We start from the raw sequence: 16,470 nt of genomic DNA, 5'->3' as shown, positions 1-16,470 counted from the left end.
CCTCAGATCACGATCAGGTCGGCCTGAAGGGCGCCGGCTTGCTTGAGCGCCTCCAGGATGGCCATGAGGTCAGAAGGTGAAGCGCCGACCTGGTTAACCGCGCGCACGATCTCGTCGAGGCTGGTGCCGGGGCCGAACTTGAACATCGGTTTCTTTTCTTCCTCCGCGCCAACGCGCGAGCGCGGCACTACGGCAGTCTGGCCACCGGATAGCGCCTCAGGCTGGCTGACGATGGGGTCTTCGGTAATGGTCACGGTCAGGCTGCCGTGAGTCACGGCGGCTGGCTGCACCTTGACGTCCTGGCCGATGACGATGGTGCCGGTACGCGAGTTGATGATGACCTTGGCCACCGCCTTGCCGGACTCCACCTGAAGGTTCTCCAGAATCGACAGGTAGTCGACGCGCTGGTTGGGATCGAGCGGCGCACTGACGCGAATCGAACCGCCATCAATGGCCTGGGCGACGCCAGGGCCAAGCAGGTCATTGATCTGGTCGACGATGTTCTTCGCCGTGGTGAAATCGGGACGGTTGAGGTTCAGAGTCAGGTAGTTGCCCTGATCGAAACCGCTCGGCACCGGGCGCTCCACGGTGGCGCCACCGGGAATACGCCCGGCAGACGGCACGTTGACGGTGATGCGCGAGCCATCGGCGCCACTGGCGTCGAAACCACCGACCACCAGATTGCCCTGGGCGATGGCGTAGACGTTGCCGTCGATACCCTTGAGCGGCGTCATCAGCAAGCTGCCACCACGCAGGCTCTTGGCGTTACCGATGGAGGAAATGGTGATGTCGATGGTCTGACCCGGCTTGGCGAACGCCGGCAGGTCGGCATGCACCGACACCGCCGCGACGTTCTTCAACTGAACGTTGCCGCCTGGCGGCACCTTGATGCCGAACTGCGCCAGCATGTTGTTGAAGGTCTGTACGGTGAACGGGGTCTGGGTGGTCTGGTCGCCACTGCCGTTGAGGCCGACCACCAGGCCGTAACCGATCAACTGGTTGCTGCGCACACCCTGGATCGAGGCCAGATCCTTCAGACGTTCGGCCTGAGTCGGCAGGCTCAACAGCATGCACGCGAGCATGGTCGCCAGCAGCAGCCAGTCATTGGCGCCACGACGACGGTAGCCGCGATGCGCGACCGCGAACTGGCGACGGCACGCGCCGACCTGGGCCGACTCACGACCATGAGCGCGCGCACCTCGCTTGGTAGACGAGGTCACTGCGAAGGCCTTGCGCGCCGAGCCGCTGGCCGTCACTCGCGCGTACCAGTGGGTCAGGTGCTCGAGTAGTACGGACGGAGAATGAGTCAGCCAGGTTTTCATCGAGAGCACTCCGCGATCAGAACGGCCACAGCGGGCTCATGAAGAAACGGCTCATCCAGCCAGGCTGGCTGGCGTCGGCGAAGGCGCCAGTACCGGAATAGGTGATGCGCGCATCGGCCACGCGAGTGGAAGACACGGTGTTGTCGGTGGAGATGTCGTCGGCACGCACCAGCCCGGAAATACGCATCAGCTCATCGCCGGTATTGAGGGTCATCCACTTCTCGCCACGCACCGCCAGAATGCCGTTGGGCAGTACTTCGGCGACGGTCACGGTGACCGAGCCAGACAAGCTGTTGCTCTGCCCCGCCTGACCGGAACCGGTGTTGGCGCGCTGGGAATTCCAGCTCGCCTCCAGACTCAGGTTGTCGTTGGTCATACCCAGAGCGCTGAGGCTGCGCAGCGGGTTGTCCGGGGCAACGGTCATGCCGAACAGATTGGGCACGCCCAAGGTTCCGCTGCCGTCTTTCTTCAACGCACTGTTGGCGTTCTTGCTGGCCTGGGTGCGTTCGTTCAGCGTGATGGTGATGATGTCACCCACGCGAAATGCCTTGCGGTCGTCATACAGACCGTTCTCGAAACCGGCCTGATAGATCGAGCCGTTGTTCTGCGCAGCCGGCAACGGCGTACGCGGCAACACCGGCGCGTAATAGGGATCATCCGGCTTGGCTGTTGGCGCTACGCAGCCGCTGCTCAGCAACAGGCCAGCCAACAGGGGGAAACAGAGCATTTGCCGGTTCATAACCACTACCTCGCGGCGTTCAAAACAGTGTCAAAGAATCAGAGGTTCTGCGTTACGAAGGACAGCATCTGATCAGCGGTGGAAATCACCTTGGAGTTCATCTCGTAAGCGCGCTGGGTGGTGATCATGTTCACCAGTTCCTCCACCACGCTGACGTTGGAGTTCTCCAGGGTGTTCTGCAGTGTGGTACCCAGACCATTGAGCCCTGGGTTACCGACTTGCGGCGCGCCACTGGCGCCGGTCTCCAGGAACAGGTTGTTGCCGATGGCTTCGAGACCCGCCGGGTTGACGAAGTCAGCCAACTGGATGTTGCCAATGATCTGCGGCTGCGCGTTGCCGGCAGTCGTTACCGAGACGGTGCCGTCTTCACCGACAGTGAAGGTGCGCACCTCGGCCGGCAGAACGATGGCCGGCTCCAGGGCAAAGCCCTGGGAGGTGACAATCTGCCCGTCGGAGCTCAGGTGAAAGCTGCCATCGCGGGTGTAGGAAACAGTGCCATCGGGCTGCAGGATCTGGAAGAAGCCGCGGCCGTTGACGGCCAGATCCAGCGGCTGCTCGGTGGTTTGCAGGCTGCCTGCGGTGAAGATCTTCTGCGTTCCGACCACACGCACACCGGTACCGAGCTGCAGGCCGGACGGCAGTTGGCTGTCCTGGCTCGACTGGCCACCAGGCTGACGGCGGATCTGGTACAGCAGATCCTCGAACTCGGCACGGTCGCGTTTGAAGCCGGTGGTGGCGACGTTAGCCAGGTTGTTGGAAATGGTGGTCAGGTTCATGTCCTGAGCGGACAAACCGGTCTTGCTGACCCACAGTGCCGGAAGCATATCGTTTCTCCTCGGGCGCCGGTTTTACGGCGCCACGTGCTGGTAATTAGCTAATCTGCAAAACCCGCGCCATGGCCGACGAGTTGTCCTCGGCGGTGCGCATCATCTTCACCGACAGCTCGAACTGACGGGACAGGGAAAGAATCGCGGTCATCTCCTCGACGGCATTGACGTTGCTCGCCTCAAGGAAGCCGGAGGTCAGCTGAACAGTGGCATCGGCCTCTACCGCGGGCTGCCCCTTGACGCGAATCAGGCCATCGGTGCCCTTCTCCATGCTTTTCGGATCCGGGTTGACCAGCTTGATACGATCCACCTCGGCCAGCACGTTGGGGTTTTCGCCAAGGGCACGAATGCTGATGGTGCCGTCCTGGCCGATCTCCACTTTCTGCTCTGGCGGCACGGCAATCGGCCCGGCGTTGCCCATCACCGGCAAACCATTGCCGGTGCGCAGTATTCCCAGAGCATCGATGTTCAGGCTGGCGGTGCGCACGTAGGCCTCACTGCCATCGGGTGCCTGTACGGCGACCCAGCCCTTGCCGCCAATGGCCACGTCCAGGTCGCGTCCGGTTTCCTGCAGCGAACCGGGACGAAAATCAGTGGCAGGACGTTCGCTCATGGCGAATACGCGAGCGGGATAGGTTTCACCGAACAGCGGCATGGAACGCGCTTGCTCGAAGTCCCGACGGAAACCCGAGGTGGAAACGTTCGCCAGGTTGTTGGCGTGGGCGCGCAGAGCCAGTGTGTTGTTCTGCGCTCCGGTCATGGAGACGTACAGCATCTTGTCCATGGTAATTCTCCGAGTGGGCGACGTGCCCTTGGCTCTTTGCATTGACTACAGCAAGCGTCGTGCCAGGCTCGAAAAATAAACTCAAGACATTGATTTTAAAGGGATTAACTGGAGATAAAGAAGTATTCAGAAAAGCCGGCGGCGAGGTTTTGCCGGCTCCGGAACGGCAAAGCGGCAAGCCAGGCTTGCCGCTTTGTCTCAGCCCGAACTCATCAACGCAGATTGATGATGGTCTGGGTAATGGCGCTTTCTGTTTCGATGGTCTTGGCGTTGGCCTGATAGTTGCGCTGAGCCACGATCAGGTTCACCAGTTGATCCGACAGTTCGACGTTGGAGTCCTCCAGCGCCCCCGCCTGCAGAGCACCCAGAGTACTGCTGCGCGGCGTACCAATCACCGGCTCACCGGATTCGAACGACTGCGCCCAGGCCGTCTTGCCTGTCGGCGTCAGCCCCTGGACGTTGGCGAAGTTCGCCAGCAGCACCTGGCCTTGTACCTTGGACTGGCCGTTGGTGTAACGGGCGAAGATCACCCCGGTGTCGTCGATCTCGATACCGGCCAGCTGGCCGGTGGTGTAGCCGTCCTGGCTGACGGCATTGACCCCGAAGGATGCCGCATACTGCGTCGAGCCACGCATATCGAAGGTGAAGGCCTCGCTGTCGGCACCGTTGGGCACCATGGTTCCAGGGTTGACCGGATCCTTCTCGGCGGGCACCCAGTCGGCTGCAGCCAGGCTGAAGATGCCATTGGGCGTGCCCGTAGGAATGGCCGGCGCATCCAGAGCCGGGTCCGGCGGCGTGCTGGCCAGCGGGGTCAGCGCTGGATTGGCCAGTTGGCCGGCCGCATCGTAGTTCACCGCATAACTGTATGGCTGAGTGCTGGTGGGGTCACGCGGGTTGACCCCATCAATCAGCACATGCATGACCCAGCCATTGTTGGCCGGCGCCTCGTTCTTGACGAAGTACTGGCTCATCACGTGGGCGTTGCCCTGCGAGTCATAGATGTTGGTCGAGGTAGACCAGTTGAAAGACTTCGAATCGCTCGGATCGAATGTCGGTGCCGCCATGGTGCCGGCATTGGCAGGCCGCACGGCATTGGAGTTCAGGTTGAGGCGCTGGGTAACGCTGGTGGTCGCCTTGGGCTCCTGCTGACCAGCACTGATGCGCAGGTCGGACTGCACCGGCAGGATGTTGCCGCTGTCATCGGCCGTATAGCCCTGCAGGCGATAGCCGAAGTTGTTGACGACATAGCCATCACGATCCGTACCGAAGTAACCGGCGCGGGTATAGCCAATCTCGCCATTGTTACTGGTCATGAAGAAACCATTGCCATTGATGGCCAGATCCAGTGCGTTGTTCGTGTAGTTGACGTTGCCCTGGTTGAACAGCTGCGACACATCAGCCAGCAGCACACCGCTGCCTTGCGCGTTCTTGCCGGTACCCAGAACGGAAGCGGCATAGACATCGGCGAACTCGGCACGCGACTGCTTGAACCCCGCAGTACCGGCGTTGGCGATGTTGTTGCCGGTGACATTGAGGTCGCTGGTCGCGGCACGCAGGCCACTGAGACCAATATTGAACGACATGGAAGACTCCTTTGCCGGGACTGCCGGCGGCAATAGTTACTGGCCGATGACCTGCACTTGAGAAAGCGGAACGCTGCCCAGACCGGCAAGGTTGAGCATCAGCTCGCTGCCGCCCAGGGTGACGCTGTCGACGTTGGCCGGCAGCAAGGTGTACAGCCCCTTGGTTTCACTGCCGTAGGTGGCCTGCGCCTCGAACTTGTAGGTGCCCGGCGGCACCACGTTGCCGTCGGCGTCCTTGCCATCCCAGATGAAGCTGACGTTGCCGGCAGCCTGCTCACCCAGGTTGACGCGGGTAACCAACGCGCCGGAATTGTCATAGACGTTGACGTACACGTTGCTGCTGCTGACCGGCAGGATGGTGCTGGCCTTGAAGCTCTCACTGGTGTCGACCACCGCCTTCTCGCTCGGCACGATCACCTTGCGGCCGACCAGCGAAGACGCCTGCAGTGCCTGGGAAGACTGGAAGCTGGAAAGCATCGAGCCCATGCTGGTGTTGAGCTTCTCGATCCCTTCCACCTGGCTGAACTGCGCCAGCTGGGCGATGAACTCACCATTGCCCTGCGGCTCCAGCGGGTTCTGGTTGTTGAGTTGGGCCACCAGCAGGTTGAGAAACTCGTTCTTGCCGAGGTTGTTGTTTTTCGGCGCATCCTGCTTGATCTGGTACTGATCCAGTACCGAACTGCTGCCATTTACGGTGCTCATGACCTGATTTCCTCGTCTCGTCTTACTGACCCAGGGTCAGCACGCGCTGCAGCATCTGTTTGGCGGTATTCATCATTTCCACGTTGGTTTGGAAGGCGCGACTGGCGGAAATCATGTCGGCCATCTCCTCGACCACGTTGACGTTCGGGTAGTAGACGTAGCCATCGGCGTTAGCCATCGGATGATCCGGCTCGTAGCGCGGCATCAGGCTGCTCTGATCCTCGATCACACCGAGCACCTGCACACCGCGCCCTGCTTCATCCTGCTCGGCAAACAAAGAACCACGGTCGCCACCTTGTGCCTGCTGGAATACGGTGGCGAACACCGGATGACGGGCGCGGTAGGTCTGATCCAGGCTCGACGACACGGTCTCGGCGTTGGCGATGTTGCTGGAAATGGTGTTCAGGCGAGTGCTCTGGGCGCTCATGCCGGTTCCGGCGATATTGAAGACACTGGCAAGGGACATGGTCGCGCTCCTTATTCGCCGCGCAGGGCGGTGGTCAGCCCTTTGAATTTGCTATTGAGGAAGGTGAAGCTGGCCTGGAACTGCACGGAGTTCTCGGCATAGTTCGATTGCTCGATCTGCAGATCGACGCTGTTCTGATCCAGCGACGCGTGGAAGGGCGTACGGTATGGCAGCTCAGCGTCACCCGTCTTCACGCCATCGGCCGGAATGTGGCGGCTGTCAGTACGGTTGAGAGAAACTCCGCCGCGCTGCATACGGCTGCTCTGCTCGGCCAGTACGCTGGCGAAATCCAGATCGCGGGCCTTGTAGTTCGGGGTATCGGCGTTGGCGATGTTGTTGGCCAACACCTCGGCACGCTGGGCGCGAAAGCCGAGTGCCTGCTCATGGATGCCGAGTGCTCTGCCGAAGTTGATGCTCATGTTCCGAACCTTTGCCGCTGAGGCCATGTGGTCACTGTTGCAAGCTATTCAGCAAAGGCTGTGCCAACTTATTTAATTCAATAAAATCAATGGATTAAGAAGAAATAGAAGCGGAAAAAGCGGCAATGCGGCAATGGCTTTCCGCCTGTTGGCAATCAAGCGGCAAAGCCTGCCGGGCAGATTGCCGCCCCGCCGAACCCTAGGGTGCGCCATGCGCACCGGCTCTTCAGCCCCGTCGGATCGCTGGTGCGCACAGCGCACCCTACCCAACCGGTCACGTGCAACCGAACCGTCATTTCCAGCTCTGGAAACGCAAACGGGAGGCCAAAGGCCTCCCGTTGCTGTACCAAACATGCCTTGCGCCTATTTGGCCTTGTAGATGATCCCTGGGCTGCACTGCACCATCTGGTACTTCTCCGGCAGGCCATTGAGCGCCTCGGAAGCCCCGAGGAACAGATAGCCGCCCGGCTTGAGGGTGGCATGAATGCGCGTGAGGATGTCCTTCTTCACTTCAGCCGAGAAGTAGATCAGTACGTTGCGGCAGAACACGATGTCGAACTTGCCCAGCGCCGCATAACTGTCGAGCAGGTTGAGCGGACGAAACTCGACGCGACTCTTGATCGGCGCCTTGACCTGCCAGCGCCCAGGCGCCTTGGGATCGAAGTAACGCTGCAGACGCTCCTGGGACAGGCCACGGCCCATCGCCAGGCTGTCGTATTCACCGGATTTGCAATTGCTGAGCATGGATGGCGAAAGGTCGGTGGCAACGATCTGCACACCGGCCTTGAGCTGACCGAGGTTGGTGCGCTCGAACTCGTCGATGGACATCGACAAGGAGTAAGGCTCCTGACCGGACGAGCATGCCGCCGACCAGATGCGCAGGCGCTGGGCCGGATAGGCCTTGATCAACTCCGGCAGCACACGGCTCTTGAGCACCTCGAAGGGGTAGGTGTCGCGAAACCACAGGGTCTCGTTGGTGGTCATGGCATCGACGACCTGCTCACGCAGCCCTCCGCGCGGCTGGCTTTGCATGCGCTGCACCAGCTCACCCAGGGTCTTGATGCCGTTCTGTTCCATCAGCTTGTTCAGACGGCTGGAGACCAGGTACTGCTTGTTGCTACCAAGCAAAATACCGCAGGCCTTTTCCAGGAAAGTCCGGAACTGCTCGAAATCCAAATTACCTGAAGACACTAGTGCCGCCTCACCTACCATAACGTTCGCCGAAGGTCGCCCCTTCAGCCCCCATCCGATACCCGGATACGATCGACCACGCGCGCTGCCAGATCATCTGGCTTGAACTTGGCGAGGAAGTCGTCAGCGCCGACCTTCTTCACCATTGCCTGGTTGAACACACCGGAAAGCGAAGTATGCAGGAGGATATGCAGCTTCTGCATGCGTGGATCGCTACGAATCTCCGTAGTCAGGGTATAACCGTCCATTTCCGGCATCTCGATGTCGGAAATCAGCATCAGCAGTTCCTTGTCGGGATAACGCCCCTCATCCGCCATTTTCTTGAGGAAAGTGAGCGCCTCACGCCCATCGTTCAGGGCGGTCACCTCAACACCGACGGTCTGCAGGCAGCGCGACACCTGCTTGCGCGCCACCGAGGAGTCATCGACGATCAGCACATGCTTGGTCACCGCCTGACTCTGCACCTGATCATCGATGACGCCTGCGGAGATCACTTCGGAGGTGGGCGCCACCTCGGCCAGAATCTTCTCCACGTCGATGATCTCGACCAGTTGCTGGTCGAGCCGCGTGACCGCGGTCAGGTAATGATCGCGCCCAGTGCCCTTGGGTGGCGGATGGATCTCTTCCCAGTTCATGTTGACGATGCGCTCCACCGAACGCACCAAAAAGCCCTGAACCTTGGTGTTGTACTCGGTGATGATCACGAAGCTGGTCTTCAGATCTTCCAGCGGTGCCCGCCCCGTGGCGATGGACAGGTCGAGAATCGGGATGGTACCGCCACGGATATTGGCGACCCCCCGCACGACCCGACTGGATTTGGGCATGATGGTGAGGTTGGGGCACTGCAGCACCTCCTTCACCTTGAATACGTTGATGCCATAAAGCTGTGGGCCTTCCAGGCGGAACAACAACAACTCCAAACGGTTCTGCCCTACCAGCTGAGTGCGCTGGTTAACCGAATCCATCAACCCGGCCATGCCCGGACTCCTTCTTGTCTAGTAACGCCTACCCCTAGCAGCCTAGCAGGCGGCACGGGGCTTGCTTTGCATTGGTCATGAAGCCAAGAACGTCATCATTCCGTCAGCTACTGGCAAAGTGCCTTGCCCCTTTGCCCGTTTTACTCGCTTTGCCGGCAATCGGCTACAGCGGTACCGCGGCGGCGACCTTTACCAGCACCGAACAGCTTATCGGCGCCACCGAAGCCTTTCTTGAGCAGGCGACCACTGAATATCTACAGCGTAGCGAAATCCAGGGCCGCCATGAGATTCGCGTCAATCGTCTCGACCCGCGGTTGCGTCTACCGCTTTGCGATCAACCACTGACGACGACGCTGGAAAGCCCGGCGCAGCCCCTGGGCCGCGTCACCACCCGCGTACGTTGCGACGGCAGCGCCCCCTGGACCGTATTCGTACCTGGCGAGGTACGCCTGTACCGTGCGGTCGTCGTACTCACCCGCCCACTCAAGCGCATGAGCGTAGTCAAAGCGGCGGATCTGAGCTTGGTGGAACGCGATGTGGGGCAGCTCGGTCAGAACTTCCTGACCGACCCAGCACAGGCAATCGGCAAGAAATTGACGCGGCAGTTAGGTGGAGACCAGGTTCTGGCCCCCAACCATCTGCAAATCGCCGAGGTGGTGCGCCGCGGCGATCAGGTGGTCATCAGCGCGCGCGGCACCACCGTGAACGTGCGCATGCCGGGTGAAGCCCTGACGGACGGTGCTCCTGGTCAGCAGATCAATGTCCGCAACCTGCGCTCGCAACGGGTGATTCGTGCCCGCGTGGTCGGCCCGGGACAGGTGGAAGTGTCCATATAGGCATGTTTCTTGTAACGTAATGGCTTGGCGATCACCTACACTGTTTTCTGACGCATGAAATTAGCCCTAAAGTTTTCTCGGCAGTGGCCGAAAAGCTTGGCAAGCGTCCACCATATCGTCTGAGGTTTTGCATCATGGTCATCGACTTCAACCGGCTGAACAACGCCAATACGCCCGCCAATGCGGGACGTACCGGCTCGACTCAGGCTGGCAATCGCAGCGAGTCGGCACAGCCGAACAAAGCGCCTGTCACCGGCAGCGATGAACAAACCACCGCAAAAAGCGGTGAATCCGTGCAACTGAGCCGTGAGGCACAACAGTTGCAGAAAATCAGCGAAAAGCTGAGCGATCAGCCAATCGTCAACAAGGAGCGTGTGGCCCAATTGAAACAGGCCATCGCTGACGGCAGCTATCAGGTCGACAGCAAACGCGTCGCTCAGAAACTGCTCGACTTCGAATCCCAGCGCTAGTCCCAGGGCTGCGCTGGGGGTGTTGGACGCCCGACCCCCAAGAGCCCGCCATGCACGACACAGCCCTGCTTGACCTGTTCACCACCGATATCGGCACCGCCGAGCAACTGCTTGAGCTGATCGACGCCGAATTCCAGGCCCTGAGCGAACGTGATCTGCCGCGTCTCGACGGCCTGCTCAATGACAAACAACCCCTGCTTGCCCTGCTTCAGCAGCATGGCAACGAACGCAGCCGCCTGCTGCAGAGCGCTGGTCTGAGCGCAGATCGTGACGGACTGAGCGCCCTGGCAGCGAACTCCACCCAGGGTGAGCAGTTGCTGGCTCGCAGCGAAGAACTGTCCAACCTGCTGCAACGCTGCCAGGAAGCCAATCTGCGCAATGGCCGCCTGGTGCGCGCCAACCAGGCATCGGTGCGCAGCGTTCTCGGCATTCTGCGCGGCGGCGAAACGCCTGGCCTCTATGACAGTCGTGGCAGTGCCGCTAGAATCGCGCAGCAGAGGCCACTCAGTCAGGCCTGAGCCCCCTACCGACAAGCGAAAAGCACAGGGACATGCAGGCACTTAGCCAGTATGCTAGTGCCGTTGTAGTCTTTTGACTCGGAGAGTTCCGAACTGTGTCCAGCGCGTTCAACGACGAGAGCGGCCCCCAGCCGCCAAAGGTGCTCAAGGCACCCGTGGAGATCATTGCCACCCTGCGCCAATTGCAACAGAACCATGATCCGCTGGTGATCCAGTTTAAGGATCGCAGCCAGCGTTTTCAGAGCTACCTGGTAGAGATCGACCGCGATCGGGCTCGCATCGCCCTCGATGAAATCATCCCGAACGATGGCGAACGCTTCTTCAAGCAAGGCGAGGGTTTCAAGGTCGAAGCGTTCCGCGATGGTGTACGCGTGGCCTGGAGCTGCGAGCACGACGTACAGCCAGGCGAGTTCGAAGGCGCCCCCTGCTACTGGGCGCCGCTACCGCAGGAAGTGATTTACCACCAGCGCCGTAGTGCGTTTCGTGCACCACTCAAGCAAAGCGACCTGGTCAAGGTCGTGCTCAATGGCGACAAACTGCGCGAACCCATTCCCGGTCACCTGCTGGATATTTCCGCCACCGGCTGCAAGCTGCGTTTCGCCGGCAACCTCACCCAGCAATTGAGCAACGGTCAGGTACACGAGCGCCTCACCGCGCAACTGCCCTTCGGCGCGATGACCTGCGCCGTGGAACTGCGCCATGTGCAATACGAAGACAAGGTCGACATGACCTTCGTCGGCACCCGCTTCCACCGCATGAATGGCCTGGAGCAACGCCAGGTCGAGCGCTTCGTCTATCAGCTGCAGCGTGAAGCACGCCGCACCGAGAGCGACGGCCCCTTCTGAAACAGCGCGGCAGCCGCTATTGGGCTGCCCGTGACTCTTGCTCGTTCTGCTCGTTGACCTCGGCTGCCGCTGCGGCCGGTTCTTGCATCTGTTCCTGCACCGTTTGCTCGTCGACCCGCGGATCGAGCGCCGCGACCAGCGGTGAGCTGGTGACATTACCCGGCATGGCCATGTGCTGCAGCGGCGCATCATCCACCTGATGCAGGTGGGTGACCACTTCGGGGCGAATTCGCCAGATCAGGATCAACGCGCAGACGCAAACGAACACGTACAGCATGTTGGCCCCGTAGAAGCGCATCAACACGCCCGTCAGCAGCGGGCCAATGCAGGCACCTACGCCAAAGGTGACCAGTAGCATGGCGGTCAGCGATACGCGTCGCTCCGGCTCGACATGGTCATTGGCCAGTGCCACCGCCAGCGGGTATAGGCTGAACTGCATCAGGCTGACCAGAAAACCGACGACGATCAGCAACCCCAGGAAAACCTCGGGCAACGCAGCCAGCGGCAGCGCTGCCAGCAGCAGCAATACCGCACAGCCGCGGATCAGGCGTACGCGGTCATGACGATCCGACAGCCAGCCCAACGGCCACTGCACCAGCAGACCTGCCAGAATGCAGCTACCCATGAACAGGCCCACCTCTTCGGTGGAAAGGCCCATACGCGTGGCGTACAAGGGCGCCAGACCATAGAAAGAGCCGATCAGCAGACCGGCCACCGAAATCGTGGTCAGCGACAACGGCACACGACTGAGGAAGAAGCGCAGCTCCAGCGGCGCCGGATGCAAAGGCGCCGGGTGCAGACGTCGCGTCAGCGCCACGGGCACCAGGCACAGGGCAAAGCACAGGGCGACCAGCATCAGCAACTCCAGCCCCAGCGTCGGATGCACCACCAGGGTCAGTTGCCCGAGAATCAGCCCCAGGTAGGACGCTGCCATATACCCACTAAACACCAGGCCACGCTGCTTCGCTTCAGCCTGCTCGTTGAGCCAGCTCTCGATCACCATGTACTGGCACATCATGCCCAGGCCTACCAGCATGCGCAGGAACAGCCAGAACGGCAGCCACTCCACCAGACCGTGACCAAGCACCGCGGCGGTGACCACCCCGGCGCAGGCAACATAGGCGCGAATGTGCCCTACCCGACCGATCAGCCGATGCCCCAGCTTGCCGCCGAGCACCAGACCGAAATAGTTGGCCGCCATCAGCGCACCGACCCACAGACCATCCACCGTATCGGCCAGACGCAAGGCCAGATAAGTACTGAGCAAACCGGAGCCGAGCAACATGAGCAGGGTGGCAAAGTACAGCGAGCGGAATGACTTCCAGATCAATCGCATTGGTGGGTAAAGCTCCTTGTGCACGGAAACCGGGAATGGCGTCAGGCTTGTGCGGCCAGAACACGGCGCTCCCAGGGTGTAATTTCATCGTAGAAGCTGGTCAGCTCCAGCGTCTTGCTGGCGATGTAACCTTCGATGAATTCCGCACCGAACAGTTCGATTGCCAACTCGCTGCGTTTCAGACGCTCGATAGCAGCGTGCATGGTACAGGGTAACGCCAATTCTTCCGGCACCTCGAACTCCCCCTGGATCGGTGTGCTGGGTTGCAGCTCGCGCTCCAGGCCGTGCAGCCCGGCGGCCAGGCTGGCAGCCAGGGCCAGATATGGATTGGCATCTGCGCCCGGCAGGCGGTTTTCCACACGCCGCGCCACCGGCGCACTAGCGGGAATGCGTAGGCCAGCAGCACGGTTGTCGGCAGACCAGCAGGCATTGTTCGGCGATGCATAGGGATGACACAGACGTTGGTAGGAGTTCACATGCGGTGCGAACAGCAGCGTGAAGTCGGCCAGCGCCGCTTGTTGACCGCCGATGAAGTGATAAAAGGCCGGCGTCGCTTCGCCCAGCTCGTTGCTGAATATGTTGCGCCCCGTCCCCTGTTCCACCACGCTCTGATGGATATGCATGGAGCTACCCGGCGTGTGCGCCAAGGGTTTGGCCATGCACACCACGGACAAACCGTGCTTGAAGCCGACCTCCTTGAGCAGGTGCTTGAACAGAAAGGTCTGATCGGCAAGCTGCAGCGCATCGCCGTGCAGCAGGTTGATCTCGAACTGACTGACGCCCATCTCGTGCATGAAGGTATCGCGCGGCAGGCCAAGCGCCTCCATGCAGCGATAGACCTCGGTGAAGAATGGTCGCAAGCCATTGCCGGAGCTGACACTGAACGCCGAACCGCCATCCTCGCGACGGCCATCCAGGCCCACTGGCGGCTGGAACGGCTGCTGCGGATCGGGATTGGCGGCGAAGACGAAGAACTCCAGCTCGGTGGCCACCACCGGTTGCCAGCCATGCTCGGCGTAACGCGCCAGCACGCGTTTGAGCAACGCACGGGTGGACAGCCCGGAGCTGCTCCCATCCAGCTCGTCCGCATCGCAGATGGCCAGTGCGCGTGGCGGCTCGCTCCAGGGCAGGCGATGAATCTGGTTCGGCTCGGCATTGAGCACGAGATCGCCGTCATCGCTGCCGTAGAAGCGCGCCGCCGGATACCCTCCCATGATGCATTGCAACAAGACGCCGCGGGCCAGTTGCAAACGCCGCCCCTCGCTGAAGCCGCTGGCCGTCATCACCTTGCCGCGCGGCACGCCATTGAGATCCGGGGTCACGCAGTCGATTTCATCGATGCCACTGAGGAGAGTTTCCAGCGAAAGATGGCCGTCGTTGCTCATCTGCTGTTGTCCTTTGCCATTGGAAGTCCGTCGAGCGACGGGCAGTGACACAACATACGCAACGGGCGTTCAATATTTCAAGCAGTGCCGTGCGGCGGCCTGACTGGACTCACCCACGGGCTCTCAGGTTTAGGCGAGCAACAGCTCCTGCAGACGACTCACCGCAGGCTTCTGTTCCAGGCCCTGGCGCACGATGCATTCGAACTGCGCCTCGAAAGACAGACTGTCGGGGCGTATCGGCCGCAAACGCCCGCGATCCACCCAGGGCTGCGCATAGTGCGTGGGCAGGTAACCGATGTAGGTGCCGGAAAATATCAGCAGCGCTGTCGCTTCCATGGTGTAGGCATTGACGAAATGCTGAAAGCGCAGCTGGTGTGGCCGCCGACTTTCACTCAGATAACCACGATCAACATAAACGGCTTCGCTCAGGATATCGACACTCAGGCGCTCGTCCTTCATGGCGAAGAACGGATGAGCATCGCTGCAATAGAGCACATTGCGCTCACGACACAAGGGCGTGTAGTTCAGCCCCGAGAGATGGTGATGGAACGCACCGACCGCCAGCTCCAGGCGCTCATCCAGCACGGCCTGCTCCAGTTCGTCCGGCCGCATGATGTGCAGCTCGATGCCGGTTTCCGGAGTGACCTTGCGCAAGGCGGTGATGGCCCGCACCAGCGGAAACGCCTCGAAACTGGCCAGGGCGTCGACCGCACCGATCAACAAGGTCTCCCGCGGCCGCTGGCTGAGCGATGTGGTGCGATCCTGAAAATGCGAGACGCTGGCGAACAGCTCCTGAGCGGCGGCGTAGGTCTGCTGGCCTTGCTCCGTCAGCTGGAAGCCGGACTTGCCGCGCTTGCACAGCGAATAACCAAGGCGCACCTCCAGATCGCGGACGATCACGCTGAGGCGCGGTAGGCTGATGTTGAGACGCGCCTGGGCAGCCGTGAAGCCGCCCGCCTCGACGATGGCGCAGAACGTGCGCAGCATGCGCAAGTCCACGTCGCTCAGGTTGCCTCGCATCGCTGATGTTCCATCCGAGTGTTAGCAGAGCGAGGATTGTGCCTCATTTGGGCGTCTGCAGCGCCCGGTCGGCCACCGATTCGGCAACGATGCACAGCAGTTCGAACAGCATCGTCGCCCCCACCAGCGCGGTACAGCCGCCGACATCGAAAGGCGGCGCGACCTCCACCACATCGGCACCGATCAGGTTCAGCCCGCGCAGGCCGCGAATCAGTTGCTGCGCCTGCAGCGTGGTCATGCCGCCGATCTCCGGCGTACCGGTGCCGGGCGCGAAGGCCGGGTCGAGCACATCGACATCGAAGCTGACGTAGGTCGGTTCGTTGCCGACGATCCGCCGGGCTTCGCGCAACGTGGCCTCGACACCGATATCGGCGAACTCCTCCATGGTGATGATGCGAATACCGACCTGCTCGGCGAAGTCCGTGTCGCTGGCCGACGCCAGCGAGCCACGAATGCCGATTTGCACGGTGCGTTTGGGATCGAGCAGCCCCTCCTCGACCGCACGGCGAAACGGTGTGCCATGGGTGTAGGGGTTGTCCCCGAAGTAGCGGTCGTTGGTGTCGGAATGGGCATCGAAATGCACCATGCCGATCGGCCGCTGACGGGCGATGGCGCGAAATACCGGCAGCGTCACCAGATGGTCGCCACCGACCGACAGCGGCACGGCACCTGCCGCGTGGATGGACGCGAGAAAGCCCTCGATACGCTTCAGGGCATCGAGCAGATCGATCGGATTGACCGGGGCATCGCCGAGATCGCCAACCCGAACCGCATCGTAGGGTGACAGCCCGGTGACCGGATGTACTCGGCGGATGAGGCTGGACATATTGCGCACCTCGCGCGGGCCATGCCGTGCACCGGCTCGGTTGGTCGTGCCACCGTCCCAGGGAATGCCGAGCAGCGCGATCTGCACCTGGGCGGGGTCTTCGAACGCCGGCAGGCGCATGAACGTAGGAAGGCCCGCGAAACGCGGTACCTGGTAAGCATCGAGGGGCTGGGGAAATGCATGCGACATGATCGTGACTCCAGGGATGGACAGGATTACAAGAC

The 16,470-nt window shown here is 61.3% G+C and carries 18 protein-coding genes; 4 read left to right on the top strand and 14 right to left on the bottom strand.

The annotated features are described in order from the left end of the window. Positions 1-2: 2 nt before the first annotated feature. The 10 genes from HS968_RS09830 to HS968_RS09785 form a co-directional block, all read right to left on the bottom strand. Positions 3-1,082 (bottom strand): flagellar basal body P-ring protein FlgI, encoded by a 1,080-nt coding sequence (locus HS968_RS09830; RefSeq protein ID WP_119691876.1) that lies wholly within the window; start codon positions 1,080-1,082, stop codon positions 3-5. A gap of 256 nt (positions 1,083-1,338) precedes the next feature. Then, positions 1,339-2,061 (bottom strand): flagellar basal body L-ring protein FlgH, encoded by a 723-nt coding sequence (flgH, locus tag HS968_RS09825; protein ID WP_119691808.1) that lies wholly within the window; start codon positions 2,059-2,061, stop codon positions 1,339-1,341. A 38-nt stretch (positions 2,062-2,099) separates the two neighbouring features. Continuing rightward, on the bottom strand, positions 2,100-2,885 hold the full coding sequence (gene flgG, locus HS968_RS09820; protein WP_182371116.1) for a flagellar basal-body rod protein FlgG: 786 nt from the start codon (positions 2,883-2,885) through the stop codon (positions 2,100-2,102). Positions 2,886-2,931: 46 nt separating this feature from the next. Further along, entirely contained in the window at positions 2,932-3,672 is a 741-nt protein-coding gene (locus tag HS968_RS09815) for a flagellar basal body rod protein FlgF (protein ID WP_179624580.1), read from the bottom strand. Between the two features lie 212 nt (positions 3,673-3,884). Beyond that, a complete protein-coding gene (gene flgE, locus HS968_RS09810) occupies positions 3,885-5,255 on the bottom strand; it encodes a flagellar hook protein FlgE (RefSeq protein WP_119691811.1) in 1,371 nt (456 codons plus the stop codon). Between the two features lie 36 nt (positions 5,256-5,291). Then, positions 5,292-5,957 carry a flagellar hook assembly protein FlgD gene (flgD, locus tag HS968_RS09805; protein WP_179624578.1) on the bottom strand — a complete coding sequence of 222 codons (666 nt, stop codon included), beginning with the start codon at positions 5,955-5,957 and terminating at the stop codon, positions 5,292-5,294. A gap of 22 nt (positions 5,958-5,979) precedes the next feature. Continuing rightward, on the bottom strand, positions 5,980-6,423 hold the full coding sequence (gene flgC / locus HS968_RS09800) for a flagellar basal body rod protein FlgC (protein ID WP_013714948.1): 444 nt from the start codon (positions 6,421-6,423) through the stop codon (positions 5,980-5,982). 11 nt (positions 6,424-6,434) lie between these two features. After that, complete coding sequence (flgB, locus tag HS968_RS09795; RefSeq protein ID WP_119691813.1) at positions 6,435-6,842, bottom strand: flagellar basal body rod protein FlgB; 408 nt, start codon at positions 6,840-6,842, stop codon at positions 6,435-6,437. 363 nt (positions 6,843-7,205) lie between these two features. Next, on the bottom strand, positions 7,206-8,033 hold the full coding sequence (gene cheR, locus HS968_RS09790) for a protein-glutamate O-methyltransferase CheR (RefSeq protein ID WP_119691814.1): 828 nt from the start codon (positions 8,031-8,033) through the stop codon (positions 7,206-7,208). A gap of 44 nt (positions 8,034-8,077) precedes the next feature. Continuing rightward, positions 8,078-9,010 carry a chemotaxis protein CheV gene (locus HS968_RS09785; protein ID WP_106739788.1) on the bottom strand — a complete coding sequence of 311 codons (933 nt, stop codon included), beginning with the start codon at positions 9,008-9,010 and terminating at the stop codon, positions 8,078-8,080. A gap of 77 nt (positions 9,011-9,087) precedes the next feature. On the opposite strand from HS968_RS09785, the gene flgA reads away from it, so the two are divergent. From flgA to HS968_RS09765, 4 genes are all read left to right on the top strand, one after another. Next, positions 9,088-9,846 (top strand): flagellar basal body P-ring formation chaperone FlgA, encoded by a 759-nt coding sequence (flgA, locus tag HS968_RS09780; RefSeq protein ID WP_119691815.1) that lies wholly within the window; start codon positions 9,088-9,090, stop codon positions 9,844-9,846. Between the two features lie 134 nt (positions 9,847-9,980). After that, a complete protein-coding gene (flgM, locus tag HS968_RS09775; RefSeq protein WP_106739783.1) occupies positions 9,981-10,316 on the top strand; it encodes a flagellar biosynthesis anti-sigma factor FlgM in 336 nt (111 codons plus the stop codon). Between the two features lie 50 nt (positions 10,317-10,366). Then, the gene (locus HS968_RS09770) at positions 10,367-10,834 is read left to right on the top strand and encodes a flagella synthesis protein FlgN (protein ID WP_119691816.1); all 468 of its coding nucleotides are present in this window, start codon (positions 10,367-10,369) and stop codon (positions 10,832-10,834) included. A gap of 95 nt (positions 10,835-10,929) precedes the next feature. Continuing rightward, positions 10,930-11,679 carry a flagellar brake protein gene (locus HS968_RS09765; protein WP_119691817.1) on the top strand — a complete coding sequence of 250 codons (750 nt, stop codon included), beginning with the start codon at positions 10,930-10,932 and terminating at the stop codon, positions 11,677-11,679. Positions 11,680-11,695: 16 nt separating this feature from the next. Here the strand turns inward: HS968_RS09765 and HS968_RS09760 are convergent, their stop codons facing one another. The 4 genes from HS968_RS09760 to speB all read right to left on the bottom strand — a co-directional run bounded on the left by HS968_RS09760 (position 11,696) and on the right by speB (position 16,435). Beyond that, positions 11,696-13,015: an MFS transporter gene (locus HS968_RS09760; RefSeq protein ID WP_119691818.1), complete on the bottom strand. Its 1,320-nt coding sequence runs from the start codon at positions 13,013-13,015 to the stop codon at positions 11,696-11,698. 41 nt (positions 13,016-13,056) lie between these two features. Further along, positions 13,057-14,298, bottom strand: a complete 1,242-nt coding sequence (locus tag HS968_RS09755) for a glutamine synthetase family protein (protein ID WP_182371602.1) — start codon at positions 14,296-14,298, stop codon at positions 13,057-13,059. 231 nt (positions 14,299-14,529) lie between these two features. Beyond that, positions 14,530-15,420 carry a LysR family transcriptional regulator gene (locus HS968_RS09750; protein ID WP_119691820.1) on the bottom strand — a complete coding sequence of 297 codons (891 nt, stop codon included), beginning with the start codon at positions 15,418-15,420 and terminating at the stop codon, positions 14,530-14,532. Between the two features lie 43 nt (positions 15,421-15,463). Continuing rightward, positions 15,464-16,435 carry an agmatinase gene (speB, locus tag HS968_RS09745; protein ID WP_182371115.1) on the bottom strand — a complete coding sequence of 324 codons (972 nt, stop codon included), beginning with the start codon at positions 16,433-16,435 and terminating at the stop codon, positions 15,464-15,466. Positions 16,436-16,470: the final 35 nt, after the last annotated feature.

The organism is Pseudomonas berkeleyensis (assembly GCF_014109765.1).
Classification (GTDB): domain Bacteria; phylum Pseudomonadota; class Gammaproteobacteria; order Pseudomonadales; family Pseudomonadaceae; genus Aquipseudomonas; species Aquipseudomonas berkeleyensis.
This window is presented reverse-complemented; position numbering and strand designations above follow the sequence as displayed.

Bases quoted from the DNA above. Each gene is read 5' to 3' on its own strand.
- speB (WP_182371115.1), bottom strand. From the start codon at position 16,435: ATGTCGCATGCATTTCCCCAGCCCCTCGATGCTTACCAGGTACCGCGT.
- HS968_RS09815 (WP_179624580.1), bottom strand. From the start codon at position 3,672: ATGGACAAGATGCTGTACGTCTCCATGACCGGAGCGCAGAACAACACA.
- flgD (WP_179624578.1), bottom strand. From the start codon at position 5,957: ATGAGCACCGTAAATGGCAGCAGTTCGGTACTGGATCAGTACCAGATC.
- HS968_RS09770 (WP_119691816.1), top strand. From the start codon at position 10,367: ATGCACGACACAGCCCTGCTTGACCTGTTCACCACCGATATCGGCACC.
- flgB (WP_119691813.1), bottom strand. From the start codon at position 6,842: ATGAGCATCAACTTCGGCAGAGCACTCGGCATCCATGAGCAGGCACTC.
- flgH (WP_119691808.1), bottom strand. From the start codon at position 2,061: ATGAACCGGCAAATGCTCTGTTTCCCCCTGTTGGCTGGCCTGTTGCTG.
- HS968_RS09760 (WP_119691818.1), bottom strand. From the start codon at position 13,015: ATGCGATTGATCTGGAAGTCATTCCGCTCGCTGTACTTTGCCACCCTG.
- flgC (WP_013714948.1), bottom strand. From the start codon at position 6,423: ATGTCCCTTGCCAGTGTCTTCAATATCGCCGGAACCGGCATGAGCGCC.
- flgE (WP_119691811.1), bottom strand. From the start codon at position 5,255: ATGTCGTTCAATATTGGTCTCAGTGGCCTGCGTGCCGCGACCAGCGAC.
- flgM (WP_106739783.1), top strand. From the start codon at position 9,981: ATGGTCATCGACTTCAACCGGCTGAACAACGCCAATACGCCCGCCAAT.
- flgG (WP_182371116.1), bottom strand. From the start codon at position 2,885: ATGCTTCCGGCACTGTGGGTCAGCAAGACCGGTTTGTCCGCTCAGGAC.
- HS968_RS09750 (WP_119691820.1), bottom strand. From the start codon at position 15,420: ATGCGAGGCAACCTGAGCGACGTGGACTTGCGCATGCTGCGCACGTTC.
- HS968_RS09830 (WP_119691876.1), bottom strand. From the start codon at position 1,082: ATGCTCGCGTGCATGCTGTTGAGCCTGCCGACTCAGGCCGAACGTCTG.
- HS968_RS09755 (WP_182371602.1), bottom strand. From the start codon at position 14,298: ATGACGGCCAGCGGCTTCAGCGAGGGGCGGCGTTTGCAACTGGCCCGC.
- flgA (WP_119691815.1), top strand. From the start codon at position 9,088: ATGAAGCCAAGAACGTCATCATTCCGTCAGCTACTGGCAAAGTGCCTT.
- HS968_RS09785 (WP_106739788.1), bottom strand. From the start codon at position 9,010: ATGGCCGGGTTGATGGATTCGGTTAACCAGCGCACTCAGCTGGTAGGG.